The sequence below is a fragment of the Microcoleus sp. FACHB-831 genome, from assembly GCF_014695585.1.
In the GTDB taxonomy this organism is placed as follows: Bacteria; Cyanobacteriota; Cyanobacteriia; order Cyanobacteriales; family FACHB-T130; genus FACHB-831.
On the sequence record NZ_JACJON010000067.1, the window covers coordinates 199,968 to 223,024 of the forward strand.

General features: G+C 46.8%; 20 protein-coding genes. 10 read left to right on the plus strand and 10 right to left on the minus strand.

The window, feature by feature from the left end:
- Positions 1 to 205: 205 nt before the first annotated feature.
- Positions 206 to 1,105, minus strand: coding sequence for an alpha/beta fold hydrolase (locus tag H6F77_RS19540; protein ID WP_190490240.1), 900 nt, complete (start codon positions 1,103 to 1,105; stop codon positions 206 to 208).
- A 316-nt stretch (positions 1,106 to 1,421) separates the two neighbouring features.
- On the opposite strand from H6F77_RS19540, the gene H6F77_RS19545 reads away from it, so the two are divergent.
- Positions 1,422 to 1,709 (plus strand): hypothetical protein, encoded by a 288-nt coding sequence (locus tag H6F77_RS19545; RefSeq protein WP_190490242.1) that lies wholly within the window; start codon positions 1,422 to 1,424, stop codon positions 1,707 to 1,709.
- Here the strand turns inward: H6F77_RS19545 and H6F77_RS19550 are convergent.
- The gene (locus H6F77_RS19550; protein ID WP_190490244.1) at positions 1,672 to 1,848 is read right to left on the minus strand and encodes a hypothetical protein; all 177 of its coding nucleotides are present in this window, start codon (positions 1,846 to 1,848) and stop codon (positions 1,672 to 1,674) included. The two genes, H6F77_RS19545 and H6F77_RS19550, sit on opposite strands and share 38 nt — an antisense overlap.
- A gap of 16 nt (positions 1,849 to 1,864) precedes the next feature.
- Here H6F77_RS19550 and H6F77_RS19555 point away from each other — a divergent pair, with 16 nt between their 5' ends.
- Positions 1,865 to 3,211 carry a serine/threonine protein kinase gene (locus tag H6F77_RS19555; RefSeq protein WP_190490246.1) on the plus strand — a complete coding sequence of 449 codons (1,347 nt, stop codon included), beginning with the start codon at positions 1,865 to 1,867 and terminating at the stop codon, positions 3,209 to 3,211.
- A gap of 204 nt (positions 3,212 to 3,415) precedes the next feature.
- Positions 3,416 to 4,801: a serine/threonine-protein kinase gene (locus H6F77_RS19560; protein ID WP_190490248.1), complete on the plus strand. Its 1,386-nt coding sequence runs from the start codon at positions 3,416 to 3,418 to the stop codon at positions 4,799 to 4,801.
- Between the two features lie 65 nt (positions 4,802 to 4,866).
- Here H6F77_RS19560 and H6F77_RS19565 read toward each other — a convergent pair whose 3' ends face one another.
- The 5 genes from H6F77_RS19565 to H6F77_RS19585 form a co-directional block, all read right to left on the minus strand.
- Positions 4,867 to 5,937: an LOG family protein gene (locus tag H6F77_RS19565; RefSeq protein ID WP_190490249.1), complete on the minus strand. Its 1,071-nt coding sequence runs from the start codon at positions 5,935 to 5,937 to the stop codon at positions 4,867 to 4,869.
- Between the two features lie 352 nt (positions 5,938 to 6,289).
- Positions 6,290 to 6,622, minus strand: a complete 333-nt coding sequence (gene trxA, locus H6F77_RS19570; protein WP_190490251.1) for a thioredoxin — start codon at positions 6,620 to 6,622, stop codon at positions 6,290 to 6,292.
- 312 nt (positions 6,623 to 6,934) lie between these two features.
- Positions 6,935 to 8,098 carry a GuaB3 family IMP dehydrogenase-related protein gene (locus tag H6F77_RS19575; protein ID WP_190490253.1) on the minus strand — a complete coding sequence of 388 codons (1,164 nt, stop codon included), beginning with the start codon at positions 8,096 to 8,098 and terminating at the stop codon, positions 6,935 to 6,937.
- A gap of 565 nt (positions 8,099 to 8,663) precedes the next feature.
- Positions 8,664 to 8,828, minus strand: coding sequence for a hypothetical protein (locus H6F77_RS19580; RefSeq protein ID WP_190490255.1), 165 nt, complete (start codon positions 8,826 to 8,828; stop codon positions 8,664 to 8,666).
- A 73-nt stretch (positions 8,829 to 8,901) separates the two neighbouring features.
- The gene (locus H6F77_RS19585) at positions 8,902 to 9,192 is read right to left on the minus strand and encodes a hypothetical protein (RefSeq protein ID WP_190490257.1); all 291 of its coding nucleotides are present in this window, start codon (positions 9,190 to 9,192) and stop codon (positions 8,902 to 8,904) included.
- Between the two features lie 134 nt (positions 9,193 to 9,326).
- On the opposite strand from H6F77_RS19585, the gene H6F77_RS19590 reads away from it, so the two are divergent.
- Both H6F77_RS19590 and H6F77_RS19595 read left to right on the plus strand, forming a co-directional pair.
- Positions 9,327 to 9,509 (plus strand): hypothetical protein, encoded by a 183-nt coding sequence (locus H6F77_RS19590; protein ID WP_190490258.1) that lies wholly within the window; start codon positions 9,327 to 9,329, stop codon positions 9,507 to 9,509.
- Between the two features lie 317 nt (positions 9,510 to 9,826).
- Complete coding sequence (locus tag H6F77_RS19595; RefSeq protein ID WP_190490260.1) at positions 9,827 to 12,349, plus strand: endonuclease MutS2; 2,523 nt, start codon at positions 9,827 to 9,829, stop codon at positions 12,347 to 12,349.
- A gap of 124 nt (positions 12,350 to 12,473) precedes the next feature.
- Here the strand turns inward: H6F77_RS19595 and H6F77_RS19600 are convergent, their stop codons facing one another.
- On the minus strand, positions 12,474 to 12,611 hold the full coding sequence (locus H6F77_RS19600; protein WP_190490262.1) for a hypothetical protein: 138 nt from the start codon (positions 12,609 to 12,611) through the stop codon (positions 12,474 to 12,476).
- Between the two features lie 13 nt (positions 12,612 to 12,624).
- On the opposite strand from H6F77_RS19600, the gene H6F77_RS19605 reads away from it, so the two are divergent.
- Positions 12,625 to 13,212: a DUF3038 domain-containing protein gene (locus H6F77_RS19605; RefSeq protein WP_190490264.1), complete on the plus strand. Its 588-nt coding sequence runs from the start codon at positions 12,625 to 12,627 to the stop codon at positions 13,210 to 13,212.
- Positions 13,213 to 13,341: 129 nt separating this feature from the next.
- Positions 13,342 to 15,402 carry a DUF4335 domain-containing protein gene (locus tag H6F77_RS27475; protein WP_199321426.1) on the plus strand — a complete coding sequence of 687 codons (2,061 nt, stop codon included), beginning with the start codon at positions 13,342 to 13,344 and terminating at the stop codon, positions 15,400 to 15,402.
- Positions 15,403 to 15,476: 74 nt separating this feature from the next.
- Here H6F77_RS27475 and H6F77_RS19615 read toward each other — a convergent pair whose 3' ends face one another.
- The gene (locus tag H6F77_RS19615; RefSeq protein WP_190490266.1) at positions 15,477 to 15,761 is read right to left on the minus strand and encodes a DUF427 domain-containing protein; all 285 of its coding nucleotides are present in this window, start codon (positions 15,759 to 15,761) and stop codon (positions 15,477 to 15,479) included.
- A 103-nt stretch (positions 15,762 to 15,864) separates the two neighbouring features.
- On the opposite strand from H6F77_RS19615, the gene recQ reads away from it, so the two are divergent.
- Positions 15,865 to 18,024 (plus strand): DNA helicase RecQ, encoded by a 2,160-nt coding sequence (gene recQ, locus H6F77_RS19620; RefSeq protein ID WP_190490268.1) that lies wholly within the window; start codon positions 15,865 to 15,867, stop codon positions 18,022 to 18,024.
- A gap of 340 nt (positions 18,025 to 18,364) precedes the next feature.
- On the opposite strand, the gene H6F77_RS19625 is transcribed toward recQ, so the two are convergent.
- Positions 18,365 to 19,603: a glycosyltransferase gene (locus H6F77_RS19625; protein ID WP_190490270.1), complete on the minus strand. Its 1,239-nt coding sequence runs from the start codon at positions 19,601 to 19,603 to the stop codon at positions 18,365 to 18,367.
- Positions 19,604 to 19,899: 296 nt separating this feature from the next.
- Here H6F77_RS19625 and H6F77_RS19630 point away from each other — a divergent pair, with 296 nt between their 5' ends.
- Both H6F77_RS19630 and H6F77_RS19635 read left to right on the plus strand, forming a co-directional pair.
- Positions 19,900 to 20,802 carry a hypothetical protein gene (locus H6F77_RS19630; protein ID WP_190490272.1) on the plus strand — a complete coding sequence of 301 codons (903 nt, stop codon included), beginning with the start codon at positions 19,900 to 19,902 and terminating at the stop codon, positions 20,800 to 20,802.
- Between the two features lie 162 nt (positions 20,803 to 20,964).
- Positions 20,965 to 22,926 (plus strand): AMP-dependent synthetase/ligase, encoded by a 1,962-nt coding sequence (locus H6F77_RS19635; RefSeq protein ID WP_190490274.1) that lies wholly within the window; start codon positions 20,965 to 20,967, stop codon positions 22,924 to 22,926.
- Positions 22,927 to 23,057: the final 131 nt, after the last annotated feature.

A 23,057-nucleotide genomic window follows, 5' to 3' on the forward strand; every position in this document is an offset into this window, starting at 1 on the left:
TTTGGATTTTGCCCCGTCGGAGTTTCTCCGCTGGGATGATTTTAGATTTTGGATTGGGGATGAAGTAGTTAATCCCCAATCGCAATCATCTTCTTTAACACCCAAACCAGAATTAGGCCATTAAATCGAGTTAGGAGTTTGTAAAGACGCAGATTTATCGCGTTATGAGTTATTAATTCAAAACTCAAAACTCAAAACTCAAAACTCAAAACTCAAAACTCAACACCCAAGACCGAATAAGCTCGTTAACTCGATCTGGCACTTCGTCATGAGGACAGTGACCCGCTCTTAAATAATGATCTGTAAGTTGAGGATAATATTCCCGGAATTTAGTGCCTCTTTCCTTGGCATTTATCCAGGGATCTGCTTCTCCCCACAGCATTAAAAGCGGACATTTTAGCTGTTGCAGCAACACGTCGATGTTTTCACCTTGGGGCGTTCTAAAAACTGAAGCAAACACTTTTTCCGCACCAACATCGCATGATGCACGATAAATTTCTTCTACCAACTGATCTGTTACTGCACTCTGGTCGAGATAAACATTCTTCAAAACTCTGCGAATAGTCGAACGTTGTCTAGTGTATTGGAACAACAGAAAACTCGCCCAAGATTGCTGAAAAATAGAAGTTCTTACTTCCCCCAGCACTTTTTGGAAAGGATGAGGTTCCGGTGCAGGCTCGGTTCTGGTAAATGGCCCCGCGCTATTAATTAATATTAGACCCGCAGCAGATTCGGGACGCTGCGCTGCTAAGCACAAAGCTGCATAGCCGCCCAAGGAGTTTCCTGCCAATACCGCTGGTTGCCGAATAACTTGGGTGATGAAGTCATGCAACTGATCGCGCCATAGGTCGCTGCCATACTGCAACTCAGGTTTGGCTGAACGCCCAAACCCCAGCAGATCGATAGCCCAAACTTCAAACTCGTTGCACAGTCCGCTAATATTTTTGCGCCAGTGGTCTGTGGAAGCACCAAAGCCATGAATTAATAGCAGTGGTGGGCGTCCCGGTTTGCGTTCTCCGGCTTTGATGTAGTAAATGGACTGCCCCCGCCACTGCCAGTAAATGCCGGGGATAGGGGCTGTATCGGCGACTGGAGTTGCCTGCATGGTTGAAAAATTGTTAATTAATGTTAACTATTTTTTATTTTAGCCTTGGGCTATTCTTCCATTGGTCTGCCATTGGGCGGTATTCCGACCCGCTTCCCGCCCAATTACCGCATTGTGTAGGGAAAACGTACCCCTACCCCCATGTGCATTTGCGTCTTAAGTTAAGTTATTCAACATTCGCTTGATTAAATTGATGAAAAATCGGTAGCATAAGTTACAGAAATAAATTTTTTTGTTGTCTACCGCTTTAGGCTGTCTCAAGGTAAAGAACATGAGTAAGCCGATGGGGGTGCTACTTACATAAGGAAAAAACAAGATGAATAAAACTTCATACAGTACTGGATCTGTCCTAAATCTGGCTCGCCCCAAGCAAGTGCCACAGGCACCGTATCCCTTCAATTTTTGCGATTTTAAGGCAGACGAAACGCCGTCAGTGAAGGAAGAGGGCGGTGATATCTGGGTGAAGCTTCTAGAACTTCCCAGCGATTACAGCCATGATGAAGCGCTGTTACTTTGCGAACATTCAGATGAGGAATGGGTAGCGTGGATTCCAAATCACGGTGAAGCTATACTGCACACAAGCCAGTTTTGCATTCCTCGGTAATTGCGGGTATAAAATTCTGGGAAGGTGAGGCTGTGAAACGCGCTGAAGTGCATGAACTCGGCGATCGCATGAAGCTTTCTTGAAGGCGATCGCATTTGCCGATTTTGTTGCCAAGATGGTATGAAAGCGCGTCAGCCATAATCTTTACCATTATTATGAGCAACTTCCCAGACTTTTCCGAGTTAGGCTATCAAGGCGAACGGGAACTAGGACACAATCGCTCCGGTGGTCGAGTCACCTATCTCGCTGTTAAAACCCCCCCTTTATCCCCCTCTAACCAAGGGAGGGATGAAGGGGGGGTTCCTGTTGTTATCAAGCAGTTTCAGTTTGCCAAATCCCATTCTTCGTGGTCGGACTACGAAACTTATCAACGAGAAATTCAACTGTTACAGCAGTTGAATCATCCCAGCATTCCCCGCTACATCGATTCCTTTGAAACAAATGCTGGATTTTGCCTCGTACAAGAATATAAACAAGCCCCCTCGTTAGCGAAACCGCGCCAATTTACACCGCAAGAAATAAAACAAATCGCGATCGCGCTCTTAGAAGTTTTAGTCTATCTGCAACAGCAAACTCCCCCAATAATTCACGGCGATATTAAACCAGAAAATATCCTCGTTGATGAAAACCTAAAAGTATACTTGGTAGATTTTGGCTTTGCCCGCACAGGAGGCGCCGAACTCGCTGCTAGCAGCGCCGTCAAAGGCACTTTGGGGTTTATGCCACCAGAACAACTATTTAATCGTCAAGTCACTGAAGCATCCGATTTATATAGCCTTGGTGTCACCCTAATTTGCTTGCTGACTGGGACAAAATCAACCGAACTCGGCAACTTAATTGATGAGAATTATCGCCTCAATTTCAAACATCTAGTGCCCCAACTAAGCCCGCAGTTTATTAGCTGGCTGGAAAAGATGACCGCACTCAGCCTATGCGATCGCTACCCTAATGCAGCCGCTGCACTAGAAGCACTTCAAAGTATTAAAAACGTTGTAGGGAATGCAACAACTCAAGCTCAAGATATCGTATTGCGTGGCGCAAATCTTACCAAGCAAGTTACGTTTCTAGGATTAGCCAGCATCAGCTTTATCGCCTTGTTGGGCACAACTTTAAATCTTTCCAAAATGTCTACTACTGCTAAGAGGACAATTCCCACAGAAGCAGTAAGACAGTTACTAGAAAATCGTCACTGTCCGGGATGTAACTTAAAGAATGCCCAACTACAAGGTATCTACCTTGCAGGTGCTAATCTAGGAGGCGCTAACTTAGTGCGTGCGGAACTAGGCGGTGCGAATCTACAGGATGCAAATCTGGGCGGTGCGGACTTAGTGCGTGCAGATTTAAGAGGTGCAGATTTGAGGGGAACAGATTTAAGGGGTGCGGATCTTAAGGCTGCTGACTTGCGTGGTGCTGACTTAAGGGCTGCTAACCTTCTGGGTGCTGATATGCGGGGCGCGAAGCTGAAGGGGGCAAAAATGCCCGATAGTTCAATCCACGATTAAAGCATTTTTGGTAATTAACAAACCTACTAAGGGCGAACATAAGATTCGCCCTTACTTGTGTTGAGAGGGGACAGGGGATGGGAAACTTTTGCAGGCAATTTTGCAGTCAAGAACGATTAAGCTATGACGCGCTAAGTAGAAGGTTTTACGTTTAATTGTGTCCGCCTACTTAAGCGATCGCAACCTATCTCCATCCCTACACTTATGAGCAACTTCCCAGACTTTTCCCGCTACGGCTATCAAGTCGAAACTGAGTTAGGGCAAAACCGCACTGGCGGTCGAATCACCTACAAAGCTTTCAGTAGCAAAACTCAACAATCGGTTGTTATTAAGCAGTTTCAGTTTGCCAAATCTGGTGCTAACTGGTCAGAATACCAAGCGCATCAGCAAGAAATTAAATTGCTGCAAAAGCTAAATCATCCCAGCATCCCCCGTTACCTCGATTGCTTTGAAACGAGCGCTGGATTTTGCCTGGTACAGGATTATAAACACGCCCCTTCATTAGCCCATCCGCGATCCTTTACGCCAGAAGAAATTAAACAGATTGCGATCGCGCTCTTAGAAGTCTTAGTTTATCTGCAACAACAATATCCCCCGATCATTCACCGCGATATCAAACCAGAAAATATCCTTGTGGATGAGCAAATGCAGGTTTACTTAGTCGATTTTGGTTTCGCCCGCGCAGGCGGCGGTCAAGTCGCTGCTAGCAGCGCCATTAAAGGCACGTTGGGTTTTATGCCGCCAGAACAGCTATTTAATCGCCAACTAACCACAGCATCAGACTTATATGGTCTTGGCGCGACGCTGATATGCTTGCTGACTAAGACGAAATCAACTGAAGTTGGCAATTTAATTGATGAAACTTATAGCATCAACTTCAAGCCATTGGTAACGCAGTTGAATCCACAGTTTATTAACTGGCTGGAAAAAATGGTTGCACCCAGCCTAAAAAATCGCTTTGATAATGCTGCGGCTGCTCTAGAATCGCTCAAATCGATTGAGGTTAATCGTGCGAGGCTTGTAGCGAGTCCTATGAAACCAAAAACTATAGCCGCTGCTGTATTGCTGACGAGTTTATGCTTTATGAGCGCGATCGCGCTGCCAAATTTCCTCAAGCAAGGGCGCGTTGCTCGCTTGCTGGAAACTAAACAGTGCCCGGAGTGTGACCTCAGCGATGTCAACTTGGAGGGTGCAGATCTAGAGGGTGCGAACCTCGTCAACGCCAATCTAGCCAATGCCAAACTTCGTGGCGCCCAACTACAGGGTGCAAAACTTCGGGGTGCAGAGCTTAGAGCTGCACAGCTACAGGGCGCTAACCTACAGGGTGCAAAACTTCGGGGCGCTGACTTACAAGCTGCTGACCTGAATGGCGCTTATCTAGGGTGTGACGATGTGAGTTTTAACCTTGATGCCAACGACGAGGGTGCAAACCTAAGCTTCAAACTGGGTAACGACGTTAAGGTTAACCTGAATGCTAGCGATAGGGGCGTCAACTTTGGTTTCAACATGGATGATAACTCAGGGTGTGCCGACCTAAAGGGCGCCAATTTACAGGATGCTACGATGCCTGATGGCTCGATCCACGATTAGGATTTTAGGGGCTGGCGACGGGGAGAATTTTCATTATTCTTGTTTCTTCCCGATCCCCAATCCCTTTACTTCAGTTCTGGATGCGCTGTTACAGCAGGTGGCGGAGTACACAGGCTGTTAATCGCGGCAATCATTTGATACAAGCGCCCAAAGCCTCTTTGGTTGAAGTACAAAACCAAGCGGGGTAGGTCTAGAGTTTCATCGCCTGCTTCTTCGGGAAACGCCTGAGTTTTTTCAATTTGTCCCTTTACTAGGATGTCTTTAAATTGAGCATTCAGATGTTCTACACAGGCATCGGATATTTCTGTCTTGAGGCGGATGACAAATTTATCTTGCACAAAGCGGCTTGAGTGATAAACCCGGTAAAAGCTATTGATCGCCTCGCACGCTACGTCTAAGTTATCTGTAATTGTGTAAAGGCTGGGATCGTCGGGACTGACTAAACCAGTTTTGACTAAGTTTTTGCGAATATACGCATCCCATTCTTGCCAGTATGTACCGCCGGGACGGTCGATTAATACCATAGGCACGGGGCCATATCTTCCAGTTTGGCAGAGCGTCAAGCACTCTAAGGCTTCGTCTTGAGTGCCAAAACCGCCGGGGAAGAGAGCGATCGCATCGCTTTCCCTCAGAAAAAACAGCTTCCTCGTGAAAAAATACTTAAACGGAATCAGCTTGGGATCTCCCTCAATAAAAGGATTTGCCCCTTGCTCAAACGGTAGCTGAATATTCAAACCAAAAGACTTTTCTGCACCCGCGCCTTCATTCCCCGCCTGCATGATCCCGCCGCCAGCTCCCGTCATCACCATGTATCCCTGCTGCGTCACATAACGAGCGAAGTCTACAGCCATGCGATATTCCCCGCTTTCTGGTGAAACGCGAGCCGAACCAAAAATAGTCACTTTGCGGACGTGTCGATAGGGATAAAAGACTTGAAACCCCCGCTCCATATCTTGCAGGGATGCACTTAATATTTTCCAGTCCAACCGATCGATCTCGCTCCCAGCAATCCGCACTAAGGTACTCAGTGCCCGTTGAATCCATTTGCCATTCTTTAGGGAAGGCAACTGCTCAATCAGTGCAGCTATGTCTGTCTCTAGCGACTCAAGCTCAGTGGTAGGAGGAGTGATGGTCATTACTTGTCTCAAAGCGGGACTCTATTCTAGCTAGATTTAGGGGCGATCTGGTAGCCTTTTGTATCAAAGAATACTAAATTTATGTTGCCTTGTTAGCCTGCCCCAGCAGTAAAATGCAAAAAGCGCCTTGAAGCATTAGCCTCAAGGCGCCGATTGTAGCGGGGGAATACCAGGGGGAACACCCGGCCATGTTAATTGGGCTAGTAAGTCTCGCGCCAGCATACTTCCCTTATTACGGGTTGTTTGGGTAGATGCCAGAATTGAGCGACCAACTTAAGAGTTGACCGTCCAGTAAGGCTTGTGGCCTGTAGCGTTGCCAAAGCCATCAGGTTTATTGAAACTGGAGCGAGTGTTAGGCGGGATCGATATATTTTTCTAAAGTATTAGCCAATGTGGTTTTGGGAACTGCACCCACAACCATATCAACTCGCTGACCGCCTTTGAAAATCATCAGAGTGGGGATACTGCGAATACCGTATTGGCTAGCAACGTTGGGGTTTTCATCGGTGTTTAGCTTTACGACTTTCACCTGACCGTCGTACTGCTGGGCGATTTCATCAACTACAGGAGCAACCATACGGCAAGGACCGCACCAGGGTGCCCAAAAATCTACTAAAACTGGAATTTCACTCTCAAGCACATCTTGCTTAAACGAGGCGTCTGTAACTGGTGCTGCTGCTGACATTGCCTGGAAATCCTTGCGTAACTGTATCTATGTTTCTAGCAAATTCTACCACAGCGAAAACCGACGTTTTCTATAGAAAATATATACATTTAGACATAACTTCTACTATTGGCAGCTTTTTATCGCGGTGCATAGCTATTTTCAGGCAAAAAAAAAGGAACCGCCCGAACTCTGTCCGGGCGGAGTGTGGTGTGAGGAGTGAACGGAAACATGCGTCTCCGCTTTCTTTATTGTAAGCGACAGGTTGAGATTTTCCAGCCTTCACTAAAGGGAGTCCGGAAAATTTTAATATTTGCAATTACGGCCGTGAGTTTATTTACCCATGCCCAATTGCTGTGCTTTTTGGTAAACCTTGCCTTCGGTAAGCAAGGAGGGGGCGATCGCTACTTCTACTTGCTGCATCTCCTTTATATCCTTGGCCCCCAGAGTCCCCATACTGGTTTTCAAGGCTCCCAGCAAATTATGAGTACCATCGTCGAGTACTGCTGGGCCTCGGAGAATTTGTTCTAGTGTACCAGTAGTACCGACACGAATGCGAGTACCACGCGGCAAAACTGGGCTGGGCGTTGCCATTCCCCAATGATATCCCCGTCCTGGTGCTTCCTTAGCTCTGGCAAACGGAGAGCCAATCATCACACCGTCAGCACCGCAGGCTATAGACTTGCAGATATCGCCACCAGTGATTAAACCGCCATCGGCGATGACTGGGACGTAGTTGCCAGTCTCCTGATAATAGTCATCTCTAGCCGCAGCGCAGTCAGCAACTGCTGTTGCTTGAGGTATCCCTACACCCAATACACCCCTCGAAGTACAAGCTGCGCCAGGGCCAATTCCCACCAATATCGCTGCTGCGCCTGCCTTCATTAAACTTAGAGTTACTTCGTAGGTGACGCAGTTGCCTAAGATAACTGGGATGGGCATTTCCTGGCAGAATTGCGCCAAATCCAGCGGCGTTATCGAACTGGGTGACAAATAAGCGGTGGAGACGACGGTAGCTTGGACAAAAAATAAGTCAGCACCAGCTTTAGCGACAAACTCTCCGTACTTAGTTGCGCCAGCAGGGGTAGCGCTTACTGCGGCAATACCGCCTTGACTTTTAATTTCGTGAATCCGCTTTTCGATTAGTTCTGGCTTGATTGGTTCTGCATAGAGTTCCTGCATCAGCCCGACAAACTCAGTTGTACCGACGCTGGCGATGCGATCTAAAATCGGCTCTGGGTTCTCATAGCGAGTTTGGATGCCCTCTAAGTTGAGTACGCCCAATGCTCCGAGTTGAGATAGGAGGACTGCCATGCGTACATCTACCACGCCATCCATGGCGCTGGCAATAATGGGGATTTCCCGCTCAATCCCGCCGATGCGCCACCGAGTATCTGCCAAACTAGGGTCTAGCGTCCTAGTCCCTGGTACTAGGGCTATTTCATCAATACCGTAAGCTCTGCGAGCTGTCTTACCCCGCCCAATTTGAATGTCCACGCTCTTCTACCCGTTCCCAAGATTATTTAAGCTAGAGTATCAAATTTGCAGCGAAAATGTGTCTGGGTAAGAAAGTATATTGCAATGTTGTTAGGTGTAGCGGCGGTTGCTACGGGCTAGGGAGTAAAAGCGCGATCGCCCCTACCCAAGTGGCTAATCTGGTAATGCTAGCCTGAATATAAAGTAAGAAATTCAGTTACGCGCACTTATCAAAAACATATTTACTTTCTTGGGCACTTGCAACTTTAATTCTATGACTAACTCAACGAGTATTCAACTTGCTAAACGACTCAATACTGCCTTTCCACAATGACAACCCGCGACAGGGGACGATTATTTGAGATGAATAATATATTTTACATTTTTTATAATATGTAATTGCGCGATCGCGCTTCCTTAGCTCAATTTATTAAAACTATAAAAATCTAGACAAAAACTGTAATTAAGGTTGTCGATCGCTGTTTAGGCGTGTTTGGTGAAATTTTGTAACCAATGCACTGGCAACTGACTATCAGAGCGCGATCGCCATATAGGTTTTTATTGAGAATCTCAATAACTATAAATTTTATTCCTTACCTGCTGGAGTGATAACGTCAATTTGACCAATTTTGCCCCAATAGTGGAGAAAATTAGGGCGAAACTCACACATTCGATTGTCCACTGAAGCGATCGCTACTTGCATCTTTGCCAAAAGATGCGACAATCTTCCCAACAGTTTTAGCAATTCCACTACCACTAGATAGGCTTATAGCTAGCTATACTGCATACCCTCAACCCCAATAAAACGCTCTCAGGGATACTCTCTACCCAAATTTCGAGAATCCAGCCAATGAAGCAACGAAACTAAAATGTATTGCCCTTAACAAACTCAGGTGCCTTGTAGCAGTACTAACCAATCCTAGTATTTCTAACCCACCTTTATAACCGTCTGTATTCGCATCTACATCTACATCTGCATCTCTCTTAAAGAAGTAACGGTCGATACACACAACAGAACTCCCATGCGAATAAACAGCCAATGTGGGAAATTGGTTGGTATTAGATAGTATGGATGTTTTGGATGCGATCGCAACAAGTGGCTTGGCTGCCAACATAGCTGGGCTTCCACGCTTATTCAAGGAAAAAGAAAAATTTTTTAATTAGTTTAAGCAACTTGATGGAAGCGCGACAGCCTTAAGAGGGATAGCTTGAAATAATCGAACTGTCAAATCATCTCGGTGCATCTACTATGTCTACAACTACTGTCAATCACGCCATACCCCTGATGCCTTTGAGCCAGGAGGACTGGAAGGCTTTAGATGACGTATTCCAGAATTTGGACGCCACTCAACTAGAACAGCCAGAAATTGTTTGGGAGTCCGAAGCAATGTCTTTCTTGGGGTCTTGGGAAGAAATTGGTTCTCCAGCCTAGCCTGTTTCGCGAGGGGGGATCGCAGGATGGATAATTGATGAACGAGCAGTTAATTAAATTTAATAATTCTATCGGTCACAATTCATAAGTTTTATCAATTATCCATAACCCATTCTCCCCGATAGAGGTAGGGCAATCCCCCCGCACTCCAAGTAATCAAAGCTTAAAATTAATATAGATTCAGATTTTGCACTATTCGATATTGGGACGGGCATTGCGTTTCATACCACTTATATAACAGGCTCATAGTCTGCCCTTAGAAGGATGCAATATCTGAAACTAAAGGTACTTAACGTTCCCCAATTAGCTTTTAGGCTTTGATACAATCTGAGACTCTAGAACTACTAGAATGGCCGCGTCTGTGCCAGCACCTAGCTACTTTTGCCGCTACTAAACTGGGGGCGATCGCTGCTCGTCATCTGCAAATTCCAACGACTCAAGCTGAATCGGGCAATCTTTTAGCCCAAACTCAAGAAGTCTATAACCTGGAAAGCAGACAGCCCAACGCTTTGACCTTTGAAGGCATTGGCGACATAGGAGATTCCCTAGAAAGAGCAGAACTGGGGGGGATGTTGTCTGGGGAAGAACTATTGGCGATCGCCACTACTCTTTCCGGCGTCAGGCGTCTGCGTCGCATAATTGACGACCAGACGGATATGCCAGTATTAACGGCATTAGTTGCCGAAGTGCGGACTTACCCAGAACTGGAACAAGAAATTCACCGCTGCATAGACGAACGGGGCGATGTCGCAGATAGGGCTAGTGTCAAACTTGCCGAAATTCGCATCGAACTGCGGCGGTTGCGAGACAGAATTTACAGCGTATTGCAAGGAATTTTGCAACGAAAAGCGAATGCAGTTGGGCAACAGGTAATTACCCAACGTGGCGATCGCTTCGTGATTCCTGTCAAAGCACCCCAGAAAGACGCGATTCCCGGTATAGTCCACGACACTTCTGCTAGCGGCGCGACACTATATATAGAACCGCAGGCGATCGTCCAGTTAGGCAATCAACTGCGGCAAGAACAGCGGCGAGAGCAAGCAGAAGTTGAAGCGATTCTGAGTGCTTTGACTATGCAAGTGGCAGCAGTTAAACCCGACTTAGAGCAGGTGTTAGCAGTTGCTACTACTTTGGATTTAGCAACAGCTAGGGCACGTTACAGCTATTGGTTAGAAGCTAATCCACCTAGATTTATTAATAGAAACGACAGGCAACAGGAAGAGTTCACAGATTCCAAAATCGCACAAACCATCACCCTGCGCCAACTGCGCCATCCTTTGCTAGTTTGGCAGCAAAAGCACGAACAAGGCACGGCGGTGGTTCCGGTAGATTTGCTAATTCAGCCGCAAATTCGGGTTGTAACCATTACGGGGCCGAATACAGGTGGAAAAACTGTCACGCTGAAGACGCTGGGATTAGCAGCGCTGATGGCGAAGGTGGGATTATTTGTAGCGGCGCGGGAGCCAGTGGAACTGCCTTGGTTCGACTTGGTGCTGGCGGATATTGGCGATGAACAGTCGCTAGAGCAGAGTTTATCTACTTTTTCTGGTCACATTCGTCGCATAAGTCGCGTTTTGGATGCGATTAAAACTGATGAGTCTGGCGAGTTGGAAGTGGAGAATAATGATGAAAATCCACAATCCTCGGAAACTAACGATCGACCATCAAATCCAAAATCCAAAATCCAAAATCTAAAATCGTCTTTAGTTTTGCTCGATGAAGTGGGAGCAGGAACCGATCCTGCGGAGGGGAGTGCGTTAGCGATCGCTCTTTTGCATTATCTGGCTGACAATGCGACGCTGAGTATTGCCACCACGCACTTTGGCGAACTCAAGGCGCTGAAATATGAAGACGAGCGATTTGAAAATGCATCGGTAGAATTTGATGATGTAAGTCTTTCGCCTACTTATCGCCTGCTGTGGGGAATTCCAGGGCGTTCTAACGCCCTAGCGATCGCCAGAAGGCTGGGACTTAAGCCAGAAATTGTCGAAGAGGCTAAAACCCATGTAGGTGAAGCATCTGAGGACGTAAACCAGGTGATTGCTGGGTTGGAAGCGCAGCGGCGGCGTCAGGAAACCAAGGCGCAAGAAGCTGCCAAGTTGTTACAACAGGCAGAACAACTGCATCAACAGGTTTCGCGCAAAGCAAATGCATTGCAGGAACGGGAACGGGAATTAAAGCTTTCCCAAGAACGGGCAGTGCAGGATGCGATCGCGCAGGCAAAGGGTGAAATCGCCAGTGTAATTCGCCGCTTGCAGCAAGGAACGGCAACGGCTGGCGATGCTCAAAGTGCAACTAATGCCCTTAATGAAATTGCACAGCGAAATTTGCCGTCGAGACAGCAACCCGCAAAACCGAAACCTGCCTTTAAACCAAAAGAGGGCGATCGCGTCCGCCTGCCTAATTTCGGACAAACAGCCGAAGTGTTGAGCGTTTCTGAAGCGGATGGGCAATTGACTGTGAGATTTGGGTTGATGAAAATGACCCTACCGCTGACGGATATTGAGTCCCTCGACGGGCAGAAAGTTGAACAGCCAGCTAAAGCAAAGCCTGCACCACCGCCAGCAGCAGTAGTCCAGCAGCAACCAGCACCAGTAGTTCGGACTAGCAAAAATACGCTTGATATTCGCGGCAGCCGGGTAGCTGATGCGGAGATGGAGTTAGATCGCACAATAGGGAAAATGTCAGGAGAGCCGTTGTGGATTATTCACGGCAAGGGTACGGGACAGTTGCGGCGCGGAGTACATTCCTTTTTAGAGCAGCATCCTCAAGTTGAGCGTTTTGATTTAGCTGAGTCGGCTGATGGTGGCGCTGGGGTGACAGTTGTTTATATTAAATAGCCATTAAACCCCGCGCACAAAATGTCCACAAATGTGGACATTTTTTTTTCTCTGTACGGTTCGCTAGGAAAAAATGTGCGCCAATGGCGCACATTTTGCCTGCGCTCTTGGGAAAATAACCGATCTAGACTAATAACGTGAATCCCAGAGCGATCGCGTTAATTGCCAAATGCCAAACTAGACTAGGAAAAGAAACTTTGGCAAAACCGAGGTAGTCTGGTTTCAAGACTTGTAACGGTGAAGTTCCAATTAGTGTCGTCACCTACTCTGAATATATGACCTCGACTGTAAAGATGCCCTCGCCAACTCCCCAGTGGTCAGATTTGCCCCTTACTTCCGCGCCCGACTTGGTACAGTGGGACAACATCAAAGCCCAACTGGATTTAGTATTGTTGGCAATAGAAGCATTAGCAGGTATAGGTTCTGAGGCGATGCTCCAGGCAGCAGCCGAACTGAATCTAGAGTCAACCATCGCAGATAGGGTGGCCTTGTGGCGGCTGAGACAGTCAAACCCAATGAGGAAGAGTTCCGGCGGTAGGAAAAAGCTGGATGTGGAAGAAGCGCGATCGCTGGTTCTCATTGTCTGCCACTTAGCTAAACAGCACCAAGAGCTAATTCGTCGTGCTGTTGCCCTACTAGAACAACTAGCAGAGCAAAACAAGGAACCGCACCGCACAGCTTTACTAGGAGATTATCTCGATGCCTTCAGCAACACTTACTCCGATCGCATGGAGGAGGTGGAAGATGTATCGCCCGAACAGTTGAATGGGTTGGCACTTAAACTGCTGATCGATCTGTTATTTTACAGCGGCCCAAATGGCCATCGGCGTTTTTGGTTAGCACTCCTCGACCGCGCCCGATAGAAAGGCAAAAGCATTCCCAGGCTGTGCCTGGGAACGAGGGCAAAAGCAAGAAGTAGAAAAGAAAAAATTATTATTATTTCTTTTTTTGCTTTCCCAGCCCAGCCAGTAGTCCCTAACCCCTGTTTTAAAATGGTTTTGCGAAGATACACCCCACCCACTTGCACGCTGGAAATTCAGGCGAAAGACTCGCCCCTGTCTCGATGGGCGAGGAGACCAGTATTCAAGCAGTTGCGCTTTGAGCTTCGCTTCGACGATCCAAGGCAACCAGAAGAACAACGGATTTCAATTTTTGGCGATCGCGCTGACTTAGAAGCTTTGCACGAAGCCGTTACTACCTACGTGCAGGACTTCCTCGAACAGTCCCCTGCCCAAATGCCGCTGGGCAGCGCTGCCAAGCTTGTTGGCAGTATACGTTCTCATAGTGACGCGGATGGCAACGGGGCAAGGGAATCGCTTGGACAAGAAGATACAGCGATCGCGGCAAAGCAGCCTTACAACGAGGCAATGGAACCAGCCGAGGAATTGCCCCAAGAGGAAAAAATTATTTCAATTCCCGATCGCGACAACGTGCGAGATATGTCTGCGTACCGCAATGGGCAAGAAAATTCCAACTCGGAGCGATCGCCACATACAGCATCATCAAACGGCAATTTAGAACTTTCAGGGCGACACGCTTCTAAGCCCCAACTCCTCATCCCTTATCTGCAACCACGCGGTTTGCTAGGGCACGATCTGTTCCTGGGAAGGCTAGCGACGCCAGAATCAGGGCCAGTAGTTCCCCTGAGCGTGCTGCAATTATTTGACCTAGCGACAGCTTTAGATGAATACGCTGCTGAATTGCTAGCGTTACCTGCTCTGGGCACCGCAGGGCGTCAACCTTTCCCTGCTTGGACTAATGTGGCGGCGATGCTTGTGTTGGGAGTCGGCGTGACCACAGGGGCGATCGCGCTGCTTAATAAGCCTAAACCAAGTACCCAAACTGTGGTACTGGTACCCAGCCCTGCCACTTCGCCGACAGTTGTCGCCCAAGCAACACCAACAGAAACGCCACCCCCACTAATACTAGGGCTGCCAACACCACCGCTGCCGACTGGTTCGCCACTACCGACGACAGCAGTACCGACGCCGTTGCCGTTCCCCCCAAAATTACAGCCACCGTCTCCTGTAGCCGCCCCAAATATTGCGAGTCCGCCGCCGTCTTTGAATATACCTGGTGGTGGCTCGGCTCAACAGCCTGCGCCTTCGGGGTCGGAGTCTTTGAAAATACCTGGAACAGCCCCACGCTCTTCTGGTTCCAGTTCGCAGCAGGTATTGATACCTAACAACGATAATCGATCTGCCCGTTCCAATTCGCAACCAACGTTTAAAACTAACAACGATAATGTGCCTCCCCGTTCTAGTTCGCAACGGGTGCTAATACCTCAATCGGAGCTACCGCGCCGCCCTAGCAGTTCTCAGTCGCCACCTCTACGGCGGATAACTGCCCCACAAGAGTCCAACCTCCCCCGCATCGTCGCACCGCCAGAGCAAGAGCTACCTCCGATGGAGCCGCCTAATCAGGAAGAGGGCGCTGCGGCACTTGCACCTTTACCCAATCTGGGTGCAGATACATCTGCCCCTGACGAAGCTGCATCTGTACCTGCGCCTGCGCCCGCCCCGCTGATTCCACCTTTGCCGCCTGCTCCTCGGATTACTGCGCGGAAGCAGCCTAAAATTACGGCGATAAAGCCACTGCCGGAAGTAAGCTCTAATCCTGGTGTTGCTATTGTTCCGGATCGGTCTGGAGAGACATTATCGAACGATCAAGCAAATATAAGTGCTGCTACCAGGGGTACAGTATCAGCTCAGGGCGATCGCGCTGCTAGTAGCGCTGGGGATAATAAGGTGGCAACAGGCTCGTTGCTTGACTCTATCCCCCAGGTAGCAGAAGCTAGAAGCTTTTTTCAGCAGCGCTGGCAACCCCCCAAAGACCTTACGCAAACTCTGGAGTACAGTTTGCAGCTCAATCCTGATGGCTCTATTCAACGCATTAAACCCCTGGGTAAGGCATCTGGAAATTATATAGACCGCACTGGTATGCCTTTATTGGGCGAACCTTTTGTTTCTGCCGTCCAGTCTGGCGGTTCTCCCACCATCCGCGTGGTTCTCACTCCTGACGGCAAGGTGCAAACCTTTTTACAACCACAGTAGTGGGGACGGGGAATAGGGAATGGGGAATAGGAATAGTACCAATGCCCCATTCCCCATGCCCAATACCCAATGCCTTAAGGCTCTACTTTGACGCCTTTCCAAAAGGCTATATATCCCTCGATGTTCTTGGCGCCATCTTTGGTTTGGGGATAGTACCAAGCAGCATCTTTATTCTCTTGCCCATCTACAACGATGGTGTAATAGCTGGCGACGCCTTTCCAAGGACAGGAGGTGTGAGTGCTGCTGTCTTTGAAATACTCCTTGTTGATGGTTTCAGGCGGGAAGTAGTGGTTGCGTTCTACAACTTCGGTGCGATCGCTTTGTGCTAAAACAGTACCGTTCCAAATTGCTTTGGCCATAATTAACAACGTTGTTAAAGAAAGTTTACAAATTACATTATGAAGCTAATGGCAAATTAATGTAGGGTGGGCACTACCGCCTCCCGCACACAACCCGTCAATCATGGCTCAGTTTCGTTCCCTAGAACACGCCCTCAAACACTTCTTTGGCTACGACACCTTCCGTCCGGGACAGCGGCAAATCGTAGAACAAGCGCTTCAAAATCAAGATTTGCTAGTTGTTATGCCGACCGGCGGCGGGAAGTCTTTGTGTTTTCAACTGCCAGCACTGCTAAAACCCGGTTTAACGGTCGTGGTGTCGCCGTTGATTGCCTTGATGCAAGATCAAGTAGAAGCCTTGCAAGATAACGGCATTGGCGCGACATTTCTCAATAGCAGTATTAGTTGGGCACAGGTGCGATCGCGTGAAGAAGCGATTCTCGCTGGTAGGGTTAAGCTACTCTATGTTGCTCCAGAACGACTGCTGGGTGAAAAATTCCTGCCGTTTTTAGATCTCGTTAAGCACCAAATTGGCATTTCTAGACTAGCTATAGATGAAGCCCACTGCGTCTCTGAATGGGGACACGATTTTCGCCCAGAATATCGCCAACTGCAACAACTGCGCCAGCGTTACCCAAATGTCCCCACTATAGCTTTGACTGCTACCGCTACCAGTCGCGTCCGCGAAGATATCAGCCAACAGCTAGCGCTGCGTCAACCCACCATTCATATTGCCAGCTTTAACCGCCCCAATCTCTACTATGAGGTGCGACCAAAACACAAACAATCCTACTCAGAATTATTACAGCAAATCCGCACAACAGATGGTTCGGGGATTATCTATTGTCTCAGTCGCAAAAAAGTTGATGAACTGGCGTTTCGCTTAAAGCAAGATGGGGTAAAAGTGCTGCCCTACCATGCTGGTTTGAGCGATGAAGAACGTAGTTCCAATCAAACTCGCTTTCTGCGCGATGACGTGCAGATTATGGTGGCAACTATTGCTTTTGGGATGGGAATTAATAAGCCAGATGTAAGATTTGTAATTCATTACGATTTACCGCGCAATATAGAAAGTTATTATCAAGAAGCTGGCAGGTCTGGAAGAGATGGAGAACCCGCTCGCTGTACTATATTTTTTAATTATGGCGATATCAAAACTATTGAGTTTCTAATAGATCAAAAATCAGACGAGCAGGAGCAGCGGATTGCGCGTCAACAATTGCGCCGGGTAATTGATTATGCAGAAGGTACAGATTGCCGTCGCACGATTCAACTCAGTTATTTTGGGGAACGTTTTGCTGGAAATTGCGGAAACTGCGACAATTGCTGCCATCCAAAACCGCAAGAAGATTGGACTATTGAAGCGCAGAAATTTTTATCGTGCGTAGCCCGTTGTAAAGAAAGATTTGGGATTAATTACATTATTGATGTGCTGCGGGGAGCTAAAAATCAAAAGATTGCCCAGAACGGACACCAAGAACTTTCTACTTATGGAATTGGTAAGGATAAAAGTGCGGATGAGTGGAAGATGCTGGCGCGATCGCTATTGCATCAAAATTTAGTTGAACAAACTGCTGATGGTTATTCTGTTTTAAAACTCAACGATTTGAGCTGGCAAATTCTCCGCCGTCAGCGTGAGGTTTATCTTGCCGTACCCGCACAACAAACGCCTACTTTAGAATATAGAGATAGGGCGGAAGCGGAAGTAGAAATGCTGCTGCAAAGGTTGCGAAGTTTACGCAAACAGCTAGCTGATTCTCAAGGGGTTGCACCCTATGTAGTTTTTGCTGATTCCACTCTCAAGTTAATGGCGCAGCAACGTCCGCAAACTTTATCAGAATTTGGCAAAATTTCTGGTGTAGGCGATTATAAATTAGCGCAGTATGGTGATATTTTTCTTAGGGAAATTCAAGGTTATTGTCAAGAACATGGGCTAACAGCACAACCAGCCGTAAAGAATAAAAGCATTACTCCCCAACCAACATACACGCAGTTAAATACCCTGGAATTATATCGGCAAGGTTTTACGGTTGAAGAAATTGCAGAAAAACGCAATGTGCGCGTTACTACTATCGTCAATCACTTATGCGAGTTGATTGAAATTAATCAGCTTGTGGATATAACTCAGATGGTTTCGCCAGAACGTCAATTACACATTTTGGAGGCTATTAAAGCAGTTGGGGCTGATGTTTTGAAGCCGATTTATACCCATTTGGGCGAACAGATTAGCTATGAAGAAATCAAACTTGTACGCAGTTGGTGGCGACAGCAGAATAGGCGTTGAAAGTGATAAATTAAAGCTTGTTAATTCATCAACAATTTGCTTGACAAACTCTTGAAATTATAGTTTACTATAAATGTATTGACAGGCACGGGCATGATGCCCGTGCCTTGTCTTTTACCTCTTAAATTGCCAGAAAATTATAGTAGTCGTTAATAATTAGCATTTTTTATATCAGTGGCGATCGCATCGCCAGCACTATGGTCTTTCGATTTAAAACGCATCTATGTCAAAGTTTCAGATACCCGACTTCTTTAAGAAGTCGGCGATCTTGCCTTCATTTTGCATAATTTTATATATCCTCCTCCAACTAAGTTGAAGGTTAGGAAAAATAAGTATTAACTTATCTGCTATTTGTTGCTAAATCATCATTTGATTTAGTAGCACCGTCCTTAAAAGTAATGGGTTCAGACGATAAAATTTGCGAATTTTTGCCCAACCGAAAGCGCTGACCGCGCCATATAACATCTCTACTAATATACGAAAAAAGCACAATTAATATAGCTTTGATGTCCGCAAGAGGCAAAGTAATCAAATGCCTTGCGTCGCCGCCAAATCTCACGTAGGTGAAAGAATTACAAAGCCAACTTGCAATACCAGCGAAGGCCAAAAATGCCGCACCCAAACGTGCCTTTGCAAGCCAAAAAATAGCAGCCGCAAATAACCAAAACGTGCCGTTCCACAAAAGTAAATTAAAAGGGCCTGCTGGGTTAAAAGACCGAATAAGTCGCCCCCACCGCAATAATTGCGCCCAAGCTTGCTGGATGCGCCAGTCACCAAAATATATATCTATAATATCGGGGGCGATCGCGCCCTTCCAATTAAGTTTAGTTAATATCGGGCCGATAGCACCATCTTCTCCTAAGTAGCTTTCTAATGTGGCAAATCCTCCCATATCTAAGAGTGCTTGTTTGCGGACCGCCATCCACTTGCCCATCATTAGCGGGATTCCGGTTAAATAATAGACGCCGCAGAGAATTGATAATAATTCGGTGCCAATATGTACAGCCCGCAACTGCGCGCCGAGGGTACTAGGTTTACGCACGAAAAAGGGAGTGCAAGCCCATCCAACACGCGGATCGTCAAATACGGCGACTAAGCGTAAAAGGCTGTTTTGATGAGGTCTGGTGTTGCCGTCGCTGATAATAATTATCTCACCTTTGGCGTGCGTTTCTAAACCAATGAGGTTGATAACTTTTGGGTTGCAACTGGGGCGATCGCTCGTAATAATTAATTTAAAAGGCGCGTTGGGGTTCTCGGTAATAAATTGCTCGACAACTGCAACTGCTGGATCGTTTTTATCAGCAATACCTATTAAAACTTCGTAAGGGTGGCCTTTTAAATTGACGAATGCAGCCAAGTTTTCTGCAAGTTGATAGTCCACACCCTTGAGTGGTTTAAGAATGCTTACCATTGGCAGGTTAGTAGTGTCTTTTCTAGCGCGATCGCCTGTCCCACGACGGCGCATAAATAGGCTTGTCGATGCTGCTACGGTTATAGCACTCAATGCTACCCCGTTGCCGAAAATCGTACCTACAATGTCAAGCCACATCCAGGGAAGAAGTGGTAGGCTAAAGTTCATATGTTTTCAGATTTTGATTTTGTTTTGTTAAACAAGTTCGTCGCTTCGATTTTGAATTATGTTTTGTCAGGCGGGCATTATTCAGTTCCAATGTTATCATTAAGTTTGAAAAGTGGAAAAGACGTTAAGGAAGTTAAATAAATAGGTTGTCCTTATATTTGAGGTTAAAAAGTAAAATTGCTGGAGCGCGATCGCTGGTTAAAAACTTAGCATAAAATTTAATCAAATATAAAAGAAGAAAATATATGCAAATCGCCAAAACAACTCCCGACCAGGCAAAATATATACTGCGGGTAATGAAAGTTGCAGGTACACTAGACGGGCATCTCGCCTCAACTCCGCGTGCCCTTATTACCGCCATTCAAAAATACTTTTTGTTGACAGAATATGATATAGATTATTTAGAATTTATCAGTCCAGAAGAAGTTGCGATCGCCATTACCGATCCTATAATACGCCAGCAATTATTGCAGGCAACGATCGTAGTTATCTTGTCTGCTGGTGAAGCTAGGCTTCCACAGTTGCATATTATTGAAAGCTACGCCAAAGCGCTAGAAGTTTCCGAAGATATTTTGAAATATTTAAGAATGTTATGCAAGCGGCAAATATTACCTTTAAAAATTGATGTTTATCGCCATTGCTTCATAGGGCAAAAATATAAGCAAGAAGTAGACAAGCAAGGAATTGGATGGTTGCTCAAAGGTTTGATTAGCTATACAGGAATTAAGGAGGATAGCAGGCTTGCTTCGAGTTACAGAAAACTAGAGTTTTTGCCCCAAGAAAGTTTAGGATATCAGTTATGGAAATTTCACCAAGAGAACAAATACCCCTTTCCTGGCGAAAAAGGTGGAGCGCATGAAAATACTTCCTATCACGACATAACACATATCCTGGCAGGTTATGATACCAGTCCTCTAGGAGAACTCCAGACTGTGGCTATGACTGTGGGGTATAAAAAAACAGGAGATCCCCTTGCTTCAATTTTTTTCATTCTCCTACAACAACACCTTGGAGTTAATGTGGGATTTTTATCAAAAGCTAGAAGGGGCGTTTTAGATTTACCGGATGCTCCTGATAAATTTATTAGAGCGTTCTTACGGGGAACCGCTATGAATATAGATTTATCGGATAATTGGGATAGCTGGGATGTTATAAGTTGCCCGGTTGAAGAATTAAGAAAGCAATACAATATTGTGTAATTTTAGGTTCTAATTTTGGATAGAGGGTGCAGCGCGATCGCGTGCAGCATCACCTAAAGCCAAGTACCAGACAGAAAGTATTCTGTCCACACACGACGGCTAATTTATGCCAAGACAGGAGTATTGTAGAAACACAACTAATTAGCCATACCAGGATTGAGTATGTCGAAATCTTCCAATTCGTTCCAACTCACCGAGCAAGAGCGAGCTAACCTAGCGCGTTTGGTAGACTATTCCTCAGCGCAATCTTTACCAGAGGTTTGGTCAATAGCGCGAGAACGATTTGGTGATGCGATCGCCCTCCTCGACCCCCACAGCCAACCAGAAGTTAGTCTAACTTACACCCAGGTATACCAACAAATTCAACAATTTGCCGCTGGGTTGCAAGCATTAGGAGTACAGCCAGAAGATCGCGTTGCTTTATTTTCCGATAATTGTCCCCGCTGGTTCATCGCCGATGCAGGCATTATGACAGTGGGTGCAGCTGATGTCGTGCGTAGTTCGCAGGCAGAGCGCGAAGAATTGTTATTTATACTTGCAAATAGCGGCAGCACAGCCTTAGTAGTGGAAGACCGCAAGACGCTGAAAAAACTTAGAGAGCGCCTAGACGACCTGCCCATTCAACTGGTAATCTTGCTGTCAAATGAAGAGCCAGAACGCGACTCCAGCCTCAAGATGCTCAACTTTGCCCAAGTAACGGAAGTTGGGGCAAAAAACACGTTAAAGCCAGTTAGTAGAAACCGGGAAAACTTAGCAACCTTACTCTACACTTCCGGCACTACTGGCAAACCCAAAGGCGTAATGCTAACTCACGGTAACTTGCTGCACCAAGTTATTACAATAGGGGCAGTAATTCAACCGCAATTAGGCGATCGCGCCCTTACAATCCTCCCTACTTGGCACACCTTCGGACGTACTGGCGAATACTTTCTCCTCTCACAAGGTTGCACCCAAGTTTACACTAATATCCGCTACATCAAAAAAGACTTAAAAGAATTTCAACCCCAATATTTAGTAGGCGTTCCCCGACTTTGGGAATCCATTTATGAAGGGGTGCAAAAACAATTCCGCGAACAACCCCCATCCAAGCAGCGACTGGTTAACAACCTCTTGAGTTTAAGTCAGCGCTACATTGAAAGCAGGCGCGTTTCTCAAGCCTTATCGTTATCTCCCCAACCCGCTTCACTTCCCCAACGGGTAGTAGCTGGGATACAAACCGCTGCTCTTGCTCCTCTCCACGCTGTTGCAGAAAAGTTGGTATATAAAAAAGTGCGGGAGGCGACTGGAGGAAAGCTGAAATACGTGATTAGCGGCGGTGGTTCCCTGGCCATGCACCTAGAAAACTTTTTTGAAATTGTCGGGCTTGAGGTGCTGGTAGGCTACGGTTTGACAGAAACTTCCCCCGTTACCCACGCACGGCGGTATTGGAGTAATATGCGGGGTTCATCTGGCAAACCGCTTCCAGGGACAGAAGCTAAAATTGTTGACCCGGAAACCCGCAAACCTCTCCCCGTCGGTAAGGTTGGCTTGGTGCTGTTGCGAGGCCCGCAAATTATGCAGGGATATTATCAAAATCCCCAAGCCACTGCCAAGGCAATTGATGCAGAAGGATGGTTTGATTCGGGGGATTTGGGTTGGATAACGGCTGAAAATGACGTGGTGCTGACCGGAAGGGCTAAGGATACGATTGTTTTAACTAATGGCGAAAATATCGAGCCGCAGCCGATAGAAGATGCTTGCCTGCGGAGTGCGTATATTGACCAGATTATGCTGGTAGGGCAAGATGAGCGATCGCTTGGCGCTTTGATCGTGCCCAATCTAGAATCACTCTCCAAGTGGGCTGCTTTGCAAAACCCACCCCTCCACATTCCAGATAAACTAACGACTCCCCAGGAAGCATCTGCCCTGGATAGTAAAGTAATCCAAGACTTGTTCCGTCAAGAATTGAATCGCGAGGTGCAAAACCGTCCTGGCTACCGTGCAGATGACCGCGTTGGCCCCTTTAAATTGATCCTAGAGCCGTTTTCCACTGAAAATGGCTTGATGACCCAAACCTTGAAAATTCGCCGCAACGTCGTAATGGAACGCTATCGCGATATGATCTCAGGGATGTTTGAAAAGTAGTATTTGGCGCACCATACGGATTCCGAACGCGGATGCACGGATAATTTATTTATGGGTGATGATTAATTGGCGCACAAGATTGCGGTGCTATCCGCGTGCAGCACAAACAAAACGCGGATGGGTCATAATCT

What these genes read in the sequence shown, in the direction of transcription:
- H6F77_RS19630 (WP_190490272.1), top strand. Translation starts at nt 19,900, where the DNA reads ATGAAAGTTGCAGGTACACTAGACGGGCATCTCGCCTCAACTCCGCGT.
- H6F77_RS19625 (WP_190490270.1), bottom strand. Translation starts at nt 19,603, where the DNA reads ATGAACTTTAGCCTACCACTTCTTCCCTGGATGTGGCTTGACATTGTA.
- H6F77_RS19550 (WP_190490244.1), bottom strand. Translation starts at nt 1,848, where the DNA reads ATGGCTGACGCGCTTTCATACCATCTTGGCAACAAAATCGGCAAATGC.
- H6F77_RS19560 (WP_190490248.1), top strand. Translation starts at nt 3,416, where the DNA reads ATGAGCAACTTCCCAGACTTTTCCCGCTACGGCTATCAAGTCGAAACT.
- H6F77_RS19565 (WP_190490249.1), bottom strand. Translation starts at nt 5,937, where the DNA reads ATGACCATCACTCCTCCTACCACTGAGCTTGAGTCGCTAGAGACAGAC.
- H6F77_RS19605 (WP_190490264.1), top strand. Translation starts at nt 12,625, where the DNA reads ATGACCTCGACTGTAAAGATGCCCTCGCCAACTCCCCAGTGGTCAGAT.
- H6F77_RS19555 (WP_190490246.1), top strand. Translation starts at nt 1,865, where the DNA reads ATGAGCAACTTCCCAGACTTTTCCGAGTTAGGCTATCAAGGCGAACGG.
- H6F77_RS19590 (WP_190490258.1), top strand. Translation starts at nt 9,327, where the DNA reads ATGTCTACAACTACTGTCAATCACGCCATACCCCTGATGCCTTTGAGC.
- H6F77_RS27475 (WP_199321426.1), top strand. Translation starts at nt 13,342, where the DNA reads ATGGTTTTGCGAAGATACACCCCACCCACTTGCACGCTGGAAATTCAG.
- H6F77_RS19635 (WP_190490274.1), top strand. Translation starts at nt 20,965, where the DNA reads ATGTCGAAATCTTCCAATTCGTTCCAACTCACCGAGCAAGAGCGAGCT.
- H6F77_RS19615 (WP_190490266.1), bottom strand. Translation starts at nt 15,761, where the DNA reads ATGGCCAAAGCAATTTGGAACGGTACTGTTTTAGCACAAAGCGATCGC.
- trxA (WP_190490251.1), bottom strand. Translation starts at nt 6,622, where the DNA reads ATGTCAGCAGCAGCACCAGTTACAGACGCCTCGTTTAAGCAAGATGTG.
- H6F77_RS19540 (WP_190490240.1), bottom strand. Translation starts at nt 1,105, where the DNA reads ATGCAGGCAACTCCAGTCGCCGATACAGCCCCTATCCCCGGCATTTAC.
- recQ (WP_190490268.1), top strand. Translation starts at nt 15,865, where the DNA reads ATGGCTCAGTTTCGTTCCCTAGAACACGCCCTCAAACACTTCTTTGGC.
- H6F77_RS19545 (WP_190490242.1), top strand. Translation starts at nt 1,422, where the DNA reads ATGAATAAAACTTCATACAGTACTGGATCTGTCCTAAATCTGGCTCGC.
- H6F77_RS19585 (WP_190490257.1), bottom strand. Translation starts at nt 9,192, where the DNA reads ATGTTGGCAGCCAAGCCACTTGTTGCGATCGCATCCAAAACATCCATA.